This is a genomic window from Corynebacterium haematomassiliense (assembly GCF_013978595.1).
Taxonomy (GTDB): domain Bacteria; phylum Actinomycetota; class Actinomycetes; order Mycobacteriales; family Mycobacteriaceae; genus Corynebacterium; species Corynebacterium lehmanniae.
Map to the genome: position 1 here is coordinate 298,295 of NZ_JACDTZ010000001.1, position 17,713 is coordinate 316,007.

At 65.5% G+C, this 17,713-nt stretch carries 19 protein-coding genes; 17 read left to right on the forward strand and 2 right to left on the reverse strand.

All coding sequences use genetic code 11. The annotated features are described in order from the left end of the window. The first annotated feature begins 10 nt into the window (after positions 1-10). From H0193_RS01435 to H0193_RS01510, 16 genes are all read left to right on the forward strand, one after another. Positions 11-667 (forward strand): L-threonylcarbamoyladenylate synthase, encoded by a 657-nt coding sequence (locus tag H0193_RS01435; RefSeq protein ID WP_181888240.1) that lies wholly within the window; start codon positions 11-13, stop codon positions 665-667. 6 nt (positions 668-673) lie between these two features. Next, positions 674-1,837, forward strand: coding sequence for an MraY family glycosyltransferase (locus H0193_RS01440; RefSeq protein ID WP_181888241.1), 1,164 nt, complete (start codon positions 674-676; stop codon positions 1,835-1,837). Between the two features lie 19 nt (positions 1,838-1,856). Next, complete coding sequence (locus H0193_RS01445; RefSeq protein WP_070844173.1) at positions 1,857-2,255, forward strand: Cg1360 family ATP-synthase-associated protein; 399 nt, start codon at positions 1,857-1,859, stop codon at positions 2,253-2,255. A 355-nt stretch (positions 2,256-2,610) separates the two neighbouring features. Beyond that, positions 2,611-3,405 carry a F0F1 ATP synthase subunit A gene (gene atpB, locus H0193_RS01450; RefSeq protein WP_181888242.1) on the forward strand — a complete coding sequence of 265 codons (795 nt, stop codon included), beginning with the start codon at positions 2,611-2,613 and terminating at the stop codon, positions 3,403-3,405. Positions 3,406-3,502: 97 nt separating this feature from the next. After that, positions 3,503-3,748: an ATP synthase F0 subunit C gene (locus H0193_RS01455; protein ID WP_034999811.1), complete on the forward strand. Its 246-nt coding sequence runs from the start codon at positions 3,503-3,505 to the stop codon at positions 3,746-3,748. 47 nt (positions 3,749-3,795) lie between these two features. Then, entirely contained in the window at positions 3,796-4,368 is a 573-nt protein-coding gene (locus tag H0193_RS01460; protein WP_070844089.1) for a F0F1 ATP synthase subunit B, read from the forward strand. 5 nt (positions 4,369-4,373) lie between these two features. Beyond that, positions 4,374-5,207, forward strand: coding sequence for a F0F1 ATP synthase subunit delta (locus H0193_RS01465; protein WP_181888243.1), 834 nt, complete (start codon positions 4,374-4,376; stop codon positions 5,205-5,207). 8 nt (positions 5,208-5,215) lie between these two features. Further along, positions 5,216-6,880, forward strand: a complete 1,665-nt coding sequence (gene atpA, locus H0193_RS01470) for a F0F1 ATP synthase subunit alpha (protein ID WP_181888244.1) — start codon at positions 5,216-5,218, stop codon at positions 6,878-6,880. A 51-nt stretch (positions 6,881-6,931) separates the two neighbouring features. Further along, complete coding sequence (locus tag H0193_RS01475) at positions 6,932-7,900, forward strand: F0F1 ATP synthase subunit gamma (protein WP_181888245.1); 969 nt, start codon at positions 6,932-6,934, stop codon at positions 7,898-7,900. A 3-nt stretch (positions 7,901-7,903) separates the two neighbouring features. After that, a complete protein-coding gene (gene atpD / locus H0193_RS01480) occupies positions 7,904-9,415 on the forward strand; it encodes a F0F1 ATP synthase subunit beta (RefSeq protein ID WP_236883397.1) in 1,512 nt (503 codons plus the stop codon). Positions 9,416-9,426: 11 nt separating this feature from the next. Further along, the gene (locus tag H0193_RS01485) at positions 9,427-9,795 is read left to right on the forward strand and encodes a F0F1 ATP synthase subunit epsilon (protein WP_070474849.1); all 369 of its coding nucleotides are present in this window, start codon (positions 9,427-9,429) and stop codon (positions 9,793-9,795) included. 140 nt (positions 9,796-9,935) lie between these two features. Continuing rightward, positions 9,936-10,400, forward strand: a complete 465-nt coding sequence (locus tag H0193_RS01490; RefSeq protein ID WP_181888246.1) for a DUF2550 domain-containing protein — start codon at positions 9,936-9,938, stop codon at positions 10,398-10,400. Between the two features lie 22 nt (positions 10,401-10,422). After that, complete coding sequence (nucS, locus tag H0193_RS01495; protein ID WP_181888247.1) at positions 10,423-11,115, forward strand: endonuclease NucS; 693 nt, start codon at positions 10,423-10,425, stop codon at positions 11,113-11,115. Further along, positions 11,115-11,402 carry a hypothetical protein gene (locus H0193_RS01500; protein ID WP_181888248.1) on the forward strand — a complete coding sequence of 96 codons (288 nt, stop codon included), beginning with the start codon at positions 11,115-11,117 and terminating at the stop codon, positions 11,400-11,402. The genes nucS and H0193_RS01500 overlap by 1 nt, the downstream gene beginning before the upstream one ends. A 10-nt stretch (positions 11,403-11,412) precedes the next feature. After that, on the forward strand, positions 11,413-11,715 hold the full coding sequence (locus H0193_RS01505; RefSeq protein ID WP_181888249.1) for an MTH1187 family thiamine-binding protein: 303 nt from the start codon (positions 11,413-11,415) through the stop codon (positions 11,713-11,715). Position 11,716: 1 nt separating this feature from the next. Continuing rightward, on the forward strand, positions 11,717-12,550 hold the full coding sequence (locus tag H0193_RS01510; RefSeq protein WP_181888250.1) for a tetratricopeptide repeat protein: 834 nt from the start codon (positions 11,717-11,719) through the stop codon (positions 12,548-12,550). Here the strand turns inward: H0193_RS01510 and glgB are convergent. Further along, positions 12,547-14,736 (reverse strand): 1,4-alpha-glucan branching protein GlgB, encoded by a 2,190-nt coding sequence (gene glgB, locus H0193_RS01515; protein ID WP_181888251.1) that lies wholly within the window; start codon positions 14,734-14,736, stop codon positions 12,547-12,549. The genes H0193_RS01510 and glgB overlap by 4 nt on opposite strands. An 8-nt stretch (positions 14,737-14,744) precedes the next feature. Next, positions 14,745-16,772, reverse strand: coding sequence for a maltotransferase domain-containing protein (locus H0193_RS01520; RefSeq protein WP_181888252.1), 2,028 nt, complete (start codon positions 16,770-16,772; stop codon positions 14,745-14,747). Between the two features lie 139 nt (positions 16,773-16,911). On the opposite strand from H0193_RS01520, the gene H0193_RS01525 reads away from it, so the two are divergent. Further along, positions 16,912-17,706 carry an ABC transporter ATP-binding protein gene (locus tag H0193_RS01525; RefSeq protein ID WP_236883464.1) on the forward strand — a complete coding sequence of 265 codons (795 nt, stop codon included), beginning with the start codon at positions 16,912-16,914 and terminating at the stop codon, positions 17,704-17,706. Positions 17,707-17,713 lie beyond the last annotated feature (7 nt).

The window sequence follows — 17,713 nt, forward strand, 5'->3', positions numbered from 1 at the left end:
GGAGCGAACATTGAGGGAAACGTACGACTGCCTCGACCCGCAGAAGCGCATCGAAGGCGTGCGCGCGGCCGCCGACGCCGTCCGGGCCGGCCGCTGCGTCGTGCTGCCGACGGACACCGTGTACGGCATCGGCTGCGACGCGTTCAACAACAACGCCGTGGAAACACTTCTGGCCACCAAACGCCGCGGACCCGACATGCCGGTGCCGGTGCTGGTGGGCTCCTGGGTGACCATCCAGGGGCTCGTGCGCGAGTTCACCGAAACCGCGAAGACACTGGTTGAGGCCTTTTGGCCGGGCGGGTTGTCCATCGTTGTCCCCGAGGCGCCCAGCCTGCCGTGGAATCTGGGCGACACGCGCGGCACCGTGCTGCTGCGTATGCCGAACCAGCCGCTGGCACTCGAGCTTTTGCAGGAGACCGGGCCGATGGCCGTGTCCTCCGCCAACATCTCCGGCAACCCGCCGGCGACCACCGCCACCGAGGCGCGGCAGCAGTTCGGCGACGCGGTGCCCATCTACCTCGACGGGGGCACGGCGGAGATCGGGGAGCCGTCCACAATCATCGACATTTCCGGCCCCGCGCCGCGGATCCTGCGCGAGGGGGCGATTTCCGCCGAACGCATTGGTCAGGTCTTAGGGCTTGACCCGGAGAGCTTGCGGAGGAAGTAGCCGCCGATGAACGCCTCCGGTGTTCCGCTGCGTGAGCTGGGACTTGTCCTGCTCGTGGCGGCCGCAGTCACGTACCTGGCCACCGGGCCGGTGCGGTCCATGCTCGTGCGCACGGGCAGGGTGGCGGAGATCCGCCAGCGCGACGTGCACACGCAGCCGACCCCGTCGCTAGGCGGGCTGGCCATGTTCACCGGATTCTTGGCTGCCTACGGGCTCGCGCAGCAGTTGCCGGCGCTGACCCGCGGGTTCGCCCCAGTGACCCCGGAAATGACTGCGGTACTGGTGGGCGGGCTCGCCATCGTGCTCGTCGGCGTGGTGGACGACCTGTACGAGCTGCGCGCGCTGACCAAGCTAATCGGGCAGTTCGCCGCCGCGATCATCATGACCGCGCTGGGCATTATCTTCACCGTGTTCTATCTGCCGTTCGGGGAGGGCACCACGCTCATCCTGGATCAAGCCCAGGGCATGGTCTTGAGCGCGCTGTTTACGGTGCTGCTCATCAACGCAGTGAACTTCGTCGACGGCATCGACGGGCTCGCCGCCGGGCTGGGCATGATCGCGGGCTCTGCGATCCTGATCTATTCGCTGGCGGTGCTCCACGACCAGGGCGGGGCAGTCTCCGCCTACCCGCCGGCGATCATCTGCGCGATCCTGGTGGGGATCTGCGCGGGATTTTTGCCCCACAACTTCGAGCCCGCGCGCATCTTCATGGGCGACTCCGGGGCGATGCTGATCGGGCTGCTGCTCGCCGCGGCGTCGATTTCGGCATCCGGCAAGATCAACATGTCGCTCTACGGCGCCGCCGACCTAGTGGCGCTGGTCAGCCCGATCATCGTTGTGCTGGCCGCGATCGCGCTGCCAGTGCTGGACCTGGTGTGGGCCGTGATCCGCCGCACCGCGCGCGGGCAGAGCCCGTTTGCCGCGGACGCAGGGCACATCCCCCACCGCCTACTTCGGCTCGGGCACACGCACCGCCGCACCGTGCTGGTGCTCTACATGTGGGTCTCCGCCGTCGCCTTCGGTGCAGTGAGCTTTTCCGTGGTGCCGTTCAAAGTCGCGGCGTCGTTAAGCGTGGCGGCGCTGCTGGTTGCGTTTTTGCTCACGCTGGTGCCCTTGGCCAAGGGAAAGATCGGCCCAGCAGGTAGGATGACGCAGCGTGAAACCGCTTGAAGTCAACGACGCTAACGCCATGACCGACCACCGCAAGCCTCTCGTGCGCGCGCTGAAGGTGGCCAGCTGGGCGCTCGTGGTGCTCACTGTGGTCGCGCTGATGGGGTGGGGCGCCGCCCGCGACCTGCCCGGCATCTGGGCCGCGCTGATGGGCGTCGCAGTGGGCGGAAGCTTCGTGCTGCTCACCGCCGCAACCGTGCTGGCCACCTCGAACTCCACCCCGAACGCCACGATGGCGATCGTGCTCGGCGGCTGGCTGCTCAAGATGGGTGTGCTGGTGCTGTTTTTCCTGTGGATCCGCGGCTTCGACTTCTACGACCACCAGGCGTTCGGCATCACCACGATGGCGGCCCTAGTTGTCGCCCTGGGTGCCGAAACCTGGGGCTTGATCACCACCCGCACCACCTACCTGGATTAGAGGTACGCGCAAGCTGTGACAGACCTAACAGCAGGGCGGAAAAGCGTCCGAGCTGGGTAGTTGCCCGGTTTCGTGGGTTGGGGTGGTGCGTCGGGGGGACAACTACACAGGTAAAACCTACTTTGCGCGGACGGCCTGTTAGGATTACCGCTGGGTTTGTTCCGAGTCGATATTAACCCTCGTAAGCAGGGGAAACCGGCGCAAGAACGACATCCCCTGCCCCCGCGGAAGCAGATGTGCGACGGAGTCCGCCGCGGAGGCAGTCTTTGTTGAAGACGTCCATCGCACCGCGCGCCGAGCGCATCGGAGCGCGGCCCGAGAACGGGAGAGAACGCTGAGCGTTACAACTTTGGCCATGAAGGGTGAATTCCACGCACCTTCGCTTGGTCCAGAATTTTTCCCGGGGCAGACGTACGGCCAGCTCATTGGCGAAGACTTCGCTAATGGGTGGTTCGCACTCGATCGCATCATGCTCGTCCGCCTGTTCATGGCGGCGATTTTGGTGCTCCTCTTTGTTATTGCCTTCCGGAACCCGAAGCTGGTTCCCAAGGGCTTGCAGAATGTCGCCGAGATCGGTGTCGATTTCGTCCGCGTGCATATCGCGGAGGACACGCTGGGGAAGAAGGACGGCAAGCGGTTCCTGCCGCTGCTGTGCACCATCTTCTTCACCACGCTGTTCATGAACGTCGCAACGATCATCCCAGGCCTGAACATCTCGCCTAACGCACGTATCGGCATGCCGATCGTCATGGCGGTTGCGGCCTACATTGCGATGATTTACGCCGGCGTGAAGCGCTACGGCATCGCATACTTCAAGCACTCGACCGTGATTCCCGGCCTTCCGCCGCTGCTCCACCTCCTGGTGGTGCCGATCGAGTTCTTCTCGACGTTTATTCTGCGTCCGGTCACCCTGGCTCTTCGTCTTATGGCGAACTTCCTGGCTGGCCACATCATTCTCGTCCTGCTGTACTCCGCCACGAACTTCTTCTTCTGGCAGCTGAACGCATGGACGGCAGTGAGTGGCCTGACCCTCATCGCAGCGCTGCTGTTCACCGCATACGAGTTGATCATCATCTTCCTGCAGGCGTACATCTTCGCTCTGCTGACTGCGGTGTACATCGAGCTGTCGCTGCACGCGGATGCGCACTAACAAAGCGCGACCACACGGCCAACTGAATAACCCCACCATCTGTCACTCGCTCACCCGCACCCCGCGGGAGAGCACCTAGAAAGGGAACGACTTTCACATGAACGACATCATTCTTGCTCAGGCAGCGGAGACCGTGAACCGCTACGAGGGTCTCGGCACCATCGGCTACGGCCTTGCAACCATCGGCCCGGGCATCGGCATCGGTATGCTCGTCGGCAAGACCGTCGAGGGCATGGCTCGCCAGCCGGAGATGGCTGGCCAGCTGCGCACCACCATGTTCCTGGGTATCGCCTTCGTTGAGGCGCTTGCCCTGATCGGCCTCGTCGCCGGCTTCCTGTTCTAAAAAACACGAACGAGTAACCCGTACATTTTTTAGATCAGGAGCAACCAATGACTGACGTCACTGCATTCCTCGCTGCCGCAGAGGCCAGCGAGAAGCTGCCGCTGGAGAAGGAACCTTCCATTCTTCTGCCGGCAGCGTACGACGTGGTTTGGTCTCTTGTCGTTTTCATCATCGTCGGCCTACTTTTTGCGAAGTACGTCATTCCGAAGTTCCAGGAAGTGCTGGCGGAGCGCGAAGACCGAATCAAGGGTGGCATCGAGCGTGCTGAGGTCGCCCAAAAAGAAGCCAAGGCTGCCCTGGAGAAGAACAACGCCGAGCTTGCGGAGGCGCGCCACGAGGCCGCTGAGATCCGTGAAGCCGCCCGCACCCGCGGCAAGGAAATCGAGGCTGAGTCTCGTGCCCGCGCCGAGGAAGAGGCCCGCCGCATCATCGAGTCCGGTGAGAAGCAGCTGCTGGCCTCCCGCGAGCAGGTTGTCGCTGAGCTGCGCAACGAGATGGGCCAGAACTCCATCTCGCTGGCTGAGCGTCTGCTGGGCACCGAGCTGTCGGATTCGACCCGCCGCTCGAACACGATCGACGAGTTCCTGAGCGAGCTCGACCGCGTGTCGACGAGGAAGTAGGCGAGATGAAGGCAGCTAGTCGCGAAGCACAGTCGCACGTTACGGGCAAGCTCGAGGAGCTGATCCGGAACGCCGACAATTCCGTCGCCGTGGCTGCGCAGATCGGTACCGAGCTGTTCCTCACCGTGGACCAGCTCGACACCGAGCGCGCGCTGCGTATTGCCGTGGCCGACACGTCGCTGGAGTCCTCGCAGCGCGAGGGCATCATCCGCGACGTCTTCGGCAACAAGGTTGCGGAGCCCACCCTGAACATCCTCATCGCTGCGGCGCAGCAGGAGTGGTCGACCCCGCGCGAGTTCCGCGCCGGTCTGGTCAACCTCGGCCGTCACGCGCTGGAGCTGGGTGCCAAGGAGCAGGGCCAGCTGGAGCAGGTGGAAAACGAGCTGTACCAGCTCTCCACGCTGCTCGAAGGGGAGAAGGAGCTGACCCAGCTGCTCTCCGACCGCACCGCGACCCCGGCGCAGAAGCGCGGACTGTTGGCTAGCGTGATTTACGGCAAGGTGACGATGTTCACCGAGGCACTGGCATTGCAGGTTATCGGCCGCCCCAACCACAACCCCGTCGACGACTTGGCCGAGCTGGCCGCGGGCGTCGCGGAGCTGCGTGGCAAGGCTGTCGCACGCGTGAAGGCCGCTGAGGCACTCAGCGACACCCAGCGCGATGCACTGGCCCGCAAGCTGGAGCAGATTTACGGTCGCGAGATGGCCATCCACTCTGAGGTTGACCCCAGCCTCCTCGGCGGAATGGTTGTCCGTGTGGGCGATGAGGTCATCGACGGTTCGACGCGCGGGAAGATTAACCGCCTGCGCACCGACATGGCGGCCCAAGCGACCAAATAGAAAACAACATGCTGGAAGAAACTACCGAGAGCAGGAAGAACATGGCGGAGCTGACGATCTCCTCCGATGAGATCCGTAGCGCGATAGCGAACTACACCTCGAGCTACTCCGCGGAGGCCTCCCGTGAGGAGGTCGGCGTGGTGACTTCGGCTGCAGATGGTATTGCCCAGGTTTCCGGGCTGCCAGGTTGCATGACGAACGAGCTGCTCGAGTTCCCGAACGGCGTCATCGGCGTCGCACAGAACCTCGAGACCGATTCCATCGGTGTCGTGGTGCTGGGTAATTTTGAGACCCTTTCCGAGGGCGACGAAGTCAAGCGGACGGGCGAGGTTCTCTCGATCCCGGTCGGCGAGAACTTCCTCGGCCGCGTGATCAACCCCCTGGGCCAGCCGATCGACGGCCTGGGCCCCATCGAGTCCAACGAAGAGCGTGCCTTGGAGCTCCAGGCCGCAAGCGTGCTCGACCGCCAGCCGGTCGAGGAGCCGCTGCAGACCGGCCTCAAGGCGATCGACGCCATGACGCCGATCGGCCGCGGCCAGCGTCAGCTCATCATTGGCGACCGCAAGACCGGCAAGACCGCAGTCTGCATCGACACCATCCTCAACCAGAAGGAATTCTGGGAGACCGGTGACCCGTCGAAGCAGGTGCGCTGCATCTACGTCGCCGTCGGCCAGAAGGGCTCCACCATCGCCGGTGTGCGCCAGACTCTGGAGGACAACGGCGCACTGGAGTACACCACCATCGTGGCGGCTCCGGCATCCGACTCCGCAGGCTTCAAGTGGCTGGCACCGTTCTCCGGCGCCGCCCTGGGCCAGCACTGGATGTACCAGGGCAAGCACGTCCTGGTGATCTACGATGACCTGACCAAGCAGGCCGAGGCATACCGTGCCATCTCCCTGCTGCTGCGCCGCCCGCCGGGCCGCGAGGCATACCCGGGCGATGTGTTCTACCTGCACTCCCGCCTGCTGGAGCGTGCCGCCAAGCTCAACGACGAGCTCGGTGCCGGCTCCCTGACCGCGCTGCCGATCATCGAGACGAAGGCGAACGACGTGGGCGCCTTCATTCCGACCAACGTCATCTCGATTACCGACGGCCAGGTCTTCCTGCAGTCTGACCTCTTCAACCAGGGCGTGCGCCCGGCTATCGACGTGGGCATCTCCGTGTCCCGTGTCGGTGGCGCCGCGCAGACCAAGGGCATGAAGAAGGTTGCCGGTAACCTCCGTCTTGACCTCGCCGCATACCGCGACCTGGAGGCCTTCGCGGCCTTCGCGTCCGACCTCGACGCCGCTTCCAAGAAGCAGCTCGAGCGCGGCCAGCGTCTGGTGGAGCTGCTGAAGCAGTCCGAGAACTCTCCGCAGGCAGTCGAGTACCAGATCATCTCGATCTGGTCCGCGAACCAGGGCGTTTTCGACGTCGTTCCCGTCGAGGATGTCCGCCGCTACGAGGCAGAGCTGCACGAGGCCATCCGCGCCAACGCACCGCAGGTCTACGACCAGATTGCGGGCGGCAAGCAGCTTGACGACGACTCTCAGGCCGCGATCCTGCGCATCAACGAGGACCTGGCGCGTAACTTCCAGGCTTCCTCCGGCGAGCGCATCGTCCGCGAGGCCGAGGCGGAGCCGCTCGACTCCAAGCACGTGGCCAAGAACCAGCTCAACGTCAGCCGCTCCTAGTGCGCGTGCAACGCGACTAGGACTACTACATAAAGGAAGGGAGGAAACACCATGGCAACGCTTCGCGAATTGCGCGACCGCATCAGGTCCGTCAACTCAACGAAGAAGATTACGAAGGCCCAGGAGCTGATCGCCACCGCGCAGATCACCAAGGCCCAGCAGCGCGTCGAGGCGGCTAAGCCGTACGCCGACGAGCTGAAAGACGTCATGGAACGCCTCGCGTCCGCGAGCTCCCTGGCCCACCCCATGCTCCACGAGCGTGAGAACGGCCGGGTCGCGGCAATCCTCGTGGTCACTTCTGACCGCGGTATGGCCGGCGGTTACAACCACAACGTCCTGAAGAAGGCCGCGCAGCTGGAGCGCATGCTCACCGATGCCGGGTACGAGGTAGTGCGCTACGTCACCGGCAACAAGGGTGTCACGCACTTCAGGTTCCGCGACATGGACGTTGAAGGTTCTTGGACCGGGTTCTCGCAGCAGCCGTCGTGGGATGACACCCACGGCGTGCGCCACCAGATCATCGACGGCTACATGGCAGGCTCCGAAGGCTCGGTGCCGCTGCGTGTCGACGGTGCCGAAGGTGCATCCGTGCGCGGCTTCGACGTCGTGCACGTCGTCTACACCGAGTTCGTCTCCATGCTGTCGCAGGAGGCCCGGGTCACCCAGCTCCTGCCGATTGAGCCGGTGCTGGAGGAGTTCAAGTACGAGCAGCAGGACATGCTGACCACCTCCGGCGAGGTGGGCCCGGACATGAGCTTCGAGCCCGACGCTGACACGCTGATGGAAGAACTGCTTCCGGTGTACGTCTCCAGGTTGCTCTACTCGATCTTCCTGGAGTCCGCTGCAGCGGAGTCGGCATCGCGCCGCACGGCTATGAAGAACGCGACGGATAATGCTACGGAGCTGGCTAACGACCTGTCCCGTGAAGCTAACCAAGCCCGTCAGGCAAAGATCACCCAGGAAATCACCGAGATTATCGGCGGCGCTGGCGCGCTGTCCGGTAGTGGAGAAAGTGACTAAATCATGACTACTGCTCACTCTTTTGATGAGCGCAACGACGAGCTGGCGGGTGCGGCTTCTGAGACCGACACCGCACCGGCTCAGGTCGAGAACACTCAGAACCCGCGCGGTTCTGAGAACGGCCGTGTCGTGCGCGTCATCGGCGCAGTCGTCGACGTGGAGTTCCCGCGTGGCGAGCTGCCCGCTCTGTACAACGCGCTCGAGGTCGACATCGACCTCGGCGAGATGTCCAAGACCATCGTGCTCGAGGTCGCCCAGTTCCTGGGCGACAACCTCGTGCGCACCATCGCTATGGCGCCGACCGATGGCCTCGTCCGTGGCGCTAAGGTGGCAGACTCCGGCAACCCGATCTCCGTGCCGGTGGGTGACCAGGTGAAGGGCCACGTGTTCAACGCGCTCGGCCAGTGCCTGGACGACCCGTCGGTGGGCGAGAACGGCGAGCGCTGGGGCATCCACCGCGAGCCGCCGGCGTTCAAGGACCTCGAGGGTAAGACCGAGATCCTGGAGACCGGTATTAAGGTCATCGACCTGCTCACCCCGTACGTCAAGGGCGGCAAGATCGGCCTGTTCGGTGGCGCTGGTGTGGGCAAGACCGTGCTGATCCAGGAGATGATTACGCGTATTGCACGCGAGTTCTCCGGTACCTCGGTCTTCGCCGGCGTCGGCGAGCGCACCCGTGAGGGCACCGACCTGTTCCTCGAGATGGAGGACATGGGCGTGCTGCCGGATACCGCGCTTGTCTTCGGCCAGATGGATGAGCCGCCGGGGGTCCGTATGCGCGTGGCCCTGTCCGGCCTGACCATGGCGGAGTACTTCCGCGATGTGCAGAACCAGGACGTGCTGCTGTTCATCGACAACATCTTCCGCTTCACCCAGGCGGGCTCCGAGGTGTCGACCCTGCTGGGCCGCATGCCTTCCGCCGTGGGCTACCAGCCGACCCTGGCCGACGAGATGGGTGTGCTCCAGGAGCGCATTACCTCGACCAAGGGCCGTTCGATTACGTCGCTGCAGGCCGTCTACGTGCCGGCGGACGACTACACCGACCCGGCTCCGGCCACCACCTTCGCCCACCTCGACGCGACCACCGAGCTTTCCCGTTCGATCGCGTCGAAGGGCATCTACCCGGCCGTGGACCCGCTGACCTCCACGTCTCGTATCCTCGAGCCGGGCATCGTCGGCGAGCGTCACTACGCGGTCGCGCAGAAGGTGATCGGTATCCTGCAGAAGAACAAGGAGCTGCAGGACATCATCGCCATCCTCGGTATGGACGAGCTGTCCGAGGAAGACAAGATCACCGTGCAGCGCGCGCGTAAGATCCAGCGCTTCCTGGGCCAGAACTTCTTCGTCGCAAAGAAGTTCACCGGCGACGAGGGCTCCTACGTGCCGCTCGAGGAGACGATCGACGCGTTCGACCGTCTCTGCGAGGGCGAGTTCGACCACTACCCGGAGCAGGCCTTCAACGGCCTTGGCGGTCTGGACGACGTCGAGGCTGCGTACAAGAAGCTGCAGGCGTAGGAGGGTAGAAGATGGCTGAACTTACCGCTCAACTGGTCGCGGTCGACCGCATGCTCTGGAAAGGCCAGGCAAGCATCGTCACCGCCCAGACCACGGAGGGTGAGATCGGCATCCTTCCTGGCCACGAGCCGCTCCTTGGCCAGCTCAAGGACAACGGTGTGGTGACCATCCGCCCGGTGGACGGCGAGCGCATTGTCGCCGCCGTCCAGGGTGGGTTCCTGTCCGTTGTGGGCGACAAGGTGACCATCTTGGCCGACTACGCGATCTTCGCCGACGAGGTTGACACCGCTGACGCGGAGTCCCACCTGCACGACGAGGACCGCGTTGTCAAGGCACGTTCCGAGGCGGAGCTCGCCGCGGTTCGCCGTCAGAGCCAGTAGAAGTCTCTGGCAAGGAAGGCATAGACGCCGACCGCCACGAACGCACCCCTTCCCGGGAAACCGGGAGGGGGTGTTTCGCATTTGTGCGATATGATCACTGGCAAATGTCTATCCAGCGTGGTCGAGGAGGTTGGGCCGGGATGATGGTCGTCGCAGGTGTTGCAGCGCTAGTCCTGGTAGTCCTCGCAGCGGCCGCGGGGTGGCGCTTTGCAATGGTGCGCAACTCCGGCGCGCGGGCGATGATGCGCGAGCTGCCGGCTGAGGGGATCCACGGCTGGCGGCATGGCGTGCTGCGCTACGACGGCGAGCGGCTGCTGTTTTTTAAGCTGCGCTCCCTGACGTTCCACCACGACGTGGAGCTGGATCGCCGCGGGGTGGAGTTCGAGGGGTTCAGGGACGTGACCGAGGGCGAACGCGAGTTCATGCCGGAGATCGGTCACGTCCTCCGCTTTACTGGCCCGCAGGGCGATTTCGAGTTCGCGGCGGACCGCCACACGGAGATGGGGCTGGTGTCGTGGGTGGAGGCGGCACCGGATGTGCGCCAGGAGCGTATCGACGTACGTTCGCTGGTCCAGCGCGCGCAGCGCGATGCAAACCAGCGTTAAGGGCGGCTGTACCCTGACAGGCATGCGTCTAGTCATAGCCCGTTGCTCCGTGGATTACGTCGGCCGCCTGGATGCGCACCTGCCGGAGGCGATGCGCCTGATTCTGGTCAAGGCGGACGGGTCTGTGTCCATTCACGCGGACGACCGCGCCTACAAGCCGTTGAATTGGATGACGCCACCGTGCACCACCCGGGTGGAGCACGTGGTGGACGTGGACGGCGAGGACACCGGTGAAGAGCTGTGGATCGTGGAGAACCCGAAGGGCGAGCAGCTTCGCATCACCGTCTCCGAGGTACTGCTGGACGAGACGAAGGAACTCGGCCAAGACCCGGGGCTGGTCAAGGACGGCGTGGAGTCCCACCTGCAGGAGCTTCTGGCGGAGCACATCACCACGCTCGGCGACGGCGTGACTCTGGTGCGCCGCGAGTACCCAACCGCGATCGGCCCGGTGGACATCCTGGCGCGCGACCCGCAAGGAGGCACGCTGGCGGTGGAGGTGAAGCGCCGCGGCGGCATCGACGGCGTCGAGCAGCTCAGCCGCTACGTGGAGCTGCTCAACCGCGACGAGCTGCTGCGCCCGGTGCGCGGCGTGTTCGCGGCGCAGGAGATCAAGCCGCAGGCGCGCACGCTCGCGGGCGACCGCGGCTTCGAGTGCGTGACCCTGGACTACGACGAGCTGCGCGGCATCGAGTCCGCGGAGCTGCGCCTGTTCTGATGCCGCGCAGGAACCGTCGCCAGCACCAGGTGCCGCGGTACGTGCTGCCCAAGGACGGCTCCACGTTCCTCGGCACCCAAGAGATGGAGGGGCCGAGCTGGACCAACGGGGAGATCTTCAAGGTCCGCCAGATCGGCTCGGCGGCTGCGACGAAGTACTACATCTGCCCGGGCTGCAACCAGAACATCCCACCCGGGGTGGCGCACGTGGTGGCGTGGCCGCGCGATACCGGCCGGGGCGCGGACGACCGGAGGCACTGGCACAAGCACTGCTGGCAGCGACGCTAGTATTGGCCGCATGATTGCAGCGTTTTCTGTGGCACCGACCATGACCGAAAACTCCAACGCGGAGATGTCCGACGTTGTCGCCCGGGCGGTGAAGGTGGTCCGCGAGTCAGGCCTGCCGCACGAGACCACGGCGATGTTCACCACCATCGAGGGGGAGTGGGACGAGGTCATGGACGTGATCAAGCGGGCGACGCAGGCGGTGGAGGAGGTCTCCCCGCGCGTGTCGCTGGTGGTCAAGGCGGATATCCGCCCCGGCTACGAGAACATGATGCAGCAGAAAGTCGAATCCCTGAACAAGCACCTGGAGGCGTAATATGACCAACCCGCAGTTCACCGGCGGCGCGATCGACCTGGGAGCGCTCGCGGACCGCAACGACGAGGCGCAGGGCGGCTTCGAGCCGTTTATCACGGTCACCGAGGCCAACGTTGAAAAGGACATCTTCGAGCGCTCCATGCAGATTCCCGTGGTGCTGCTCATCGGCACGCCGCGCAGCCCGGATTCGGAGAGCTTGAAGGCCCAGTTTGAGAAGTTGGCGGCGGGCCAGCGCGCCTTCCTGGTCGGCTACCTGGATGCGGACGCCACCCCGCAGGTCGCCCAGGCGATGGGCGTGCGCGTGCTGCCTACGGTGGTCGCGCTTGCGGGTGGGCGCCCGGTGGCCAACTTCGAGGGCAACCAGCCGACGGACGAGCTCGAGCAGTGGGTGGGTGCTTTGGTCAGCCAGGTGGGCCCGCAGTTGCAGGGGCTTGCCGACGACACCACGCCCGCCGAGGACACCGAGGACCCCCGCTTAGACCGCGCGACGGAGGCGCTCAACGCGGGCGACTTCGACGCCGCCACGGCGGTCTACGACGAGATCCTCGCGGACGACCCAACCAACGCGGACGTCAAGCAGGCCAAGGCAACCGTGGCTGTGCTCAAGAGGGTGCAGGGGCAGGGGGAGCCGGAGGTTGGCGTCGAGAAGCTGCTGTGGTTGGCGGACAAGGAGTTTGTCGCAGGCCAGCCTGAGGCGGCCTTCGACCGCCTGCTGGAGCACGTCAAGGCCGAGCCGCGCGCCAAGGAGCGGCTGCTGGAGCTGCTGACGCTTTTGGAGCCGGGTGATCCGCGCGTGATCGCGGCGCGCACCCGGCTCGCCAGCGCCCTGTTCTAGCGGCGCAGGATGTAGTACTGCGCGCTCATCGCCGGCACGTGCAGCTCGGCGGACTGCTCGAAGCGGTCCCACTCGGTCGGCTCGGTGTGAAGCACCTGCGGCAGGTCGTTGCCGGCGCCGCCGTAGACGGCGTCGTCGGTGTTGACCAAAAGCTCCCACTCGCCGGCCTCGGGAAGCCCGAGGCGGTAGTTGGGCTGGGAGGCACCGGAGAGGTTCACCACGGCGAGCACCGGGGTGGCGTCCACGCCCCAGCGGATGTAGGCGAGGATGTTGTTCGCGGCGTCGTCGCCCTTGACCCACTGGAAGCCCATCGGGGTGTTGTCCTGCGAGTACAGCGCCGGGGTGTCGCGGTAGACGCGGTTTAAGTCGCGCACGAGGCGCTGGATGCCGCGGTGGTAGCCGTGGCCCCAGCTATCGGCAATGTTGTCCCAGTTGACGGAGTGGGCCTCGTCCCACTCGGTGGTCTGGCCCCACTCGCAGCCCATGAACAACAGCTGCTTGCCGGGGTGCGAGAACATGTAGCCGTACAGGGCGCGAAGGCCCGCGGCCTTGTTCCAGTCGTCGCCGGGCATGCGAGTCCACAGCGAGCCCTTCCCGTGGACCACTTCGTCGTGGCTAAAGGGCAGCACGTAGCGCTCGGAGAACGCGTAGACCAGCGAGAAGGTGATCTCGTTGTGGTGGTAGGAGCGGTGGATGGGATCCAGGGAGAAGTACTCCAGGGTGTCGTTCATCCAGCCCATGTTCCACTTCAGGGAAAAGCCCAACCCGTCCGCGTCGGTCTGCGCGGTCACGCCCGGCCAGGCGGTGGATTCCTCGGCGATGGTGAGCACGCCGGGGTGCTCGCGGTGCACGGTGGCGTTCATCTCCTGGAGGAACTGCACGGCCTCCCAGTGCTCGCGGCCGCCGTACTGGTTGGGCAGCCACTCGCCGGGCTCGCGGGAGTAGTCCAGGTAGAGCATGGAGGCCACGGCGTCCACGCGCAGGCCGTCCAGGTGGAACTCCTCGCACCAGTACAGGGCGTTGGCCACCAGGAAGTTGCGCACCTCGCGGCGGCCGAAGTCGAAGACGTAGGTGCCCCAGTCCTTCTGCTCGCCGCGGCGCCAGTCGGGGTGCTCGTAGAGCGCGGAGCCGTCGAAACGCGCAAGCGCAAAGTCGTCTTTGGGGAAGTGGGCGGGCACCCAGTCCACCAGCACGCCGATGCCGTTGGCGTGCAGGGTGTCCACGAGTTTGCGGAACTCGTCCGGGCAGCCCCAGCGCGCGGTCGGGGCGTAGTAGCCGGTGACCTGGTAGCCCCAGGAGCCGCCGAAGGGGTGCTCCGCCACGGGCAGAAACTCCACGTGGGTGAAGCCGTTTTCCACCAGGTAGGGCACGAGCTCCTCGGTTAGCTGGGCGTAGTTGGAGCCCTGCTTCCAGGAACCGATGTGGCACTCGTAGACGCTCATGGCGGAGTTGGTGGCGTCGATGCCGGCGCGCGCATTCATCCACTCTTCGTCGGTCCACTCGAACTCGCTCGGCGCGGCCACCACGGAGACGGTCTCCGGCGGGGTGAGCGTGCGCTTGGCCAGGGGGTCGGCCTTGTCCACGCGGGTGCCGTCGGCGGTCTGGATGGCGTACTTGTAGGTCGCGCCGTCGCCGATGCCCGGGATGAAGATCTCCCACACACCGGAGGAGCCGAGGGAACGCATTGGGTACTGGTTCGGGTTCCACTCGCAGAAGTCGCCGATGACGGCCACGCCCTGAGCGTTCGGCGCCCACACGGCAAACGAGGTGCCGCGTACCTCGCCCAGGGAGGTCTCGTAGGAGCGCACGTTCGCGCCGAGGACCTCCCAGAGGCGCTCGTGGCGGCCCTCGTTGATCAGGTGCAGATCCAGCGAGCCCAAGGTGGGCAGGAAGTGGTACGCGTCCGCCACAATGCGCGGTTCGGCGCCGGGGTAGGTGACGCGGAAGCGGTAGTCGGGCGCGTGCTCGTCGTCAAGCAAAATTGCCCAGATGTCGTCGCCGATGGGCTCCATGGCGCGGGCGCCGTTGTGGATGAGCAGCTCCACGCGCTCGGCGCCGAGGAAGCGGGTGCGCACGACGGATCCTGCGCCCACGCGGTGCCAGCCGTAGAAATCGTGGGGCGCGTGGTGCTTGCACTCGGTCAGGCGCTGGCGGTCGCCTTCGGGGATGAGCAGGTCGGTGTTCATTGGCTTCCTTAGGGACGGTAGTCGTGGTCTGAGATCTGACGGTACGCAAGTGCTTCTCGACGAACCGAAGGCACCTCCGGCAACCGGAAAATATGCGCGACATTCTTCTCGGGGGCGAGGCGGATGAAGTTGCCGGTCTCGGCGGTGGTCCAGGTGTAGCGCTCGCCGGTGATCTGGTCGTGCACCTCGAAGGTTTCGCCGTCGTTGAGGCCGACCGCGGAGGCGTCGACACGCAGCATGCCCTCCTGTGTGGAGGAGGGATCCAGGTTGACCACCACGAGCACCGCGTTGCCGGTCTCGGCGTCGACCTTGGAGTAGGCGATGATTTGGTCGTTGGCGATGTCGTGGAAGCGGATCTGGCGCAGCTGCTGCAGCGCCGGGTTGTCGCGGCGGATGGTGTTGAGCAGCGTGAGGTACGGCTCGAGCGAGGCGCCCTTTTCCAGCGCGGCGGCGAAGTCGCGGTGGCGCAGCTGGTACTTCTCGCTGTCGTGGTACTCCTCGCTGCCCTCGCTAACGGGGCGGTCCTCGTAGAGCTCGTAGCCGGAGTAGACACCCCACAGCGGGCTCATCGTGGCGGCCAGGGTGGCGCGCAGCGCAAATGCCGCCGGGCCGCCCTGCTGCAGCGTGGCGTGCAGGATGTCGGGGGTGTTGACGAAGAGGTTGGGGCGGGAGACGTCCGCGACGTCGACGAGCAGCTGCGCGAAATCGGTCAGCTCCGCCTTCGTGGTCTTCCACGTGAAGTGGGTGTAGGACTGCGAGAACCCTGCTTTGGACAGCCCGTACATGCGCGGAGGACGGGTAAACGCCTCCGCCAGGAAGATCACGTCCGGGTCGGTCTCGTGCACCTTCGCAATCAACCAGTGCCAGAAATCCACCGGCTTGGTGTGCGGGTTGTCCACGCGGAAGGTGGTGACGCCCAGGTCCACCCAGTACATGAGCACGCGGTAGATCTCCGCGTAGAGCTTCTCCGGGGCGTTGTCGAAGTTGAGCGGGTAGATGTCCTGGTACTTCTTGGGCGGGTTTTCGGCGTAAGCAATCGTGCCGTCGGCCAGGACGGTGAAAAACTCCGGGTGCTCTTTCGCCCACGGGTGGTCGGGGGCTGCCTGCAGCGCGAAGTCGAGGGCGATTTCCAGGCCCAGCTCGTTGGCGTGGTCCATCATGTCCAAGAACTCGTCCTCGCCGCCTAAGTTCGGGTCGAAGGCGTCGTGGCCGCCGTGCTTGGAGCCGATCGCCCACGGCGAGCCGACGTCGCCGTCTTCGGGGGTCAGCGTGTTGTTGCGGCCCTTGCGGTTGACCTCGCCGATGGGGTGGATCGGCGGGAAGTACACGGTGTCGAAGCCCATGTCGGCCACGCGTTGCAGCTGCGCCGCGGTGGTTTCCCACGTGCCGTGGACGGGGTTGCCCATCGCGTCCACGCCGCCGGTGGAGCGGGGGAACAGCTCGTACCAGGAATTCACCAGCGCCTCGCGGCGCTCCACCAGGATGTCGGCCACGGGCCCGCGTGTGACAAGCTCGCGCAGCGGGTACTCGGCCAGCACGTCGCGCACCTGCTTGGAGACGCACGGCGCGATGCGGTCGGCGAGCGGCAGCGTGTCGTCGAGAAGCAATGTGCGAGCGCTTTCTAACGCTTGCGGGGAGGGGGTCTGGGCGATGGCCGCGGCGAAGAGGTCCGCGCCGTGGGCGATGTCGTTGGCCAGCTCGGCTTCGGTCTGGCCCGCGGCGAGCTTCTTTTCCACCGCGTTGCGCCACGTGGCCATCACGTCGCTCCACGCGTCCACGCGGTAGCGCCACAGCCCCTTCTCGCGGGGGATGAAGATGCCGTGGACGTAATCCGGGCGGTAGACCTCCTGGTGCATCGGCACCGAGAACTGCTCGCCGGACGGAGAAACAAGCACCAGTGTCGCCGCGATGGCGTCGTGGCCCTCGCGCCACACCAGCGCCGAAATAGGCACCACCTCGCCGACCACCGCCTTCGCGGGCAGCGTGCGCCCGGAAACTTGGGGGCGCACATCGTCGATGCCAAAGCGAGCAACCATTTTTCAGACCCTCTCAACCTGCCTGCATTCCATCAGCCAGGGTAGCGCGGGCCTCCCACACACGCGGGCCGAAATAGGTAAAGATGGATGCGTGAATGCGAGTGAGGAATTGGTGACAGATCCGGACCTGCTGGTGGACATGCGCGACGTGGAGTTCATCCGCGGCGGCAACACCCTCGTCGGTCCCGTGACGTGGCAGGTGGAGCTGGATGAGCGGTGGGTTGTCGTCGGGCCCAACGGCGCAGGCAAGACCACGCTGATCCGCATGGCATCGGCGCAGGAGTTCCCGTCCAAAGGCAACGTGTTCATCCTGGGTGAGCGCGTCGGCGCCACCGACATGCGCGACCTGCGCGCGGCGATCGGCGTGACCTCGTCCGCGGTGGCGCAGCGCGTGCCGGACAACGAGAAGGTGGGCGACTTGGTCGTCTCCGCCGGCTACGCCATTCTGGGGCGCTGGCGCGAGGACTACGACCAGATGGACTACGACCAAGCCCTCGAAGTGCTCGAGCAGGTCGGCGCGATCCACCTGATTGACCGCACTTGGGGCACGCTGTCCGACGGCGAGAAGAAGCGCGTGTTGGTCGCGCGCGCGGTGATGACCAATCCGGAGCTTCTGATCCTGGACGAGCCGGCCGCAGGCATGGACCTGGGCGGGCGCGAGGACCTGCTGGCCTACCTGGGCGATCTGGCCATGGACCCGGACGCACCGGCGATTGTCATGATCACCCACCACTTAGAGGAGATCCCGGCGGGCTTCACCCACGCCATGCTGCTGGACGAGGGAGAGGTGGTCGCCCAGGGGCTTATCGACGACGTGCTGACCTCCGAAAACGTCTCGCGCGCATACCACCAGCCCATCGAGGTCACGGTGGACGAGGGCCGCTTTACTGCGCGCCGGGCTCGCGCCAAGCGCGGGGGTGCGCACCGGGCGTAAGCCTGGG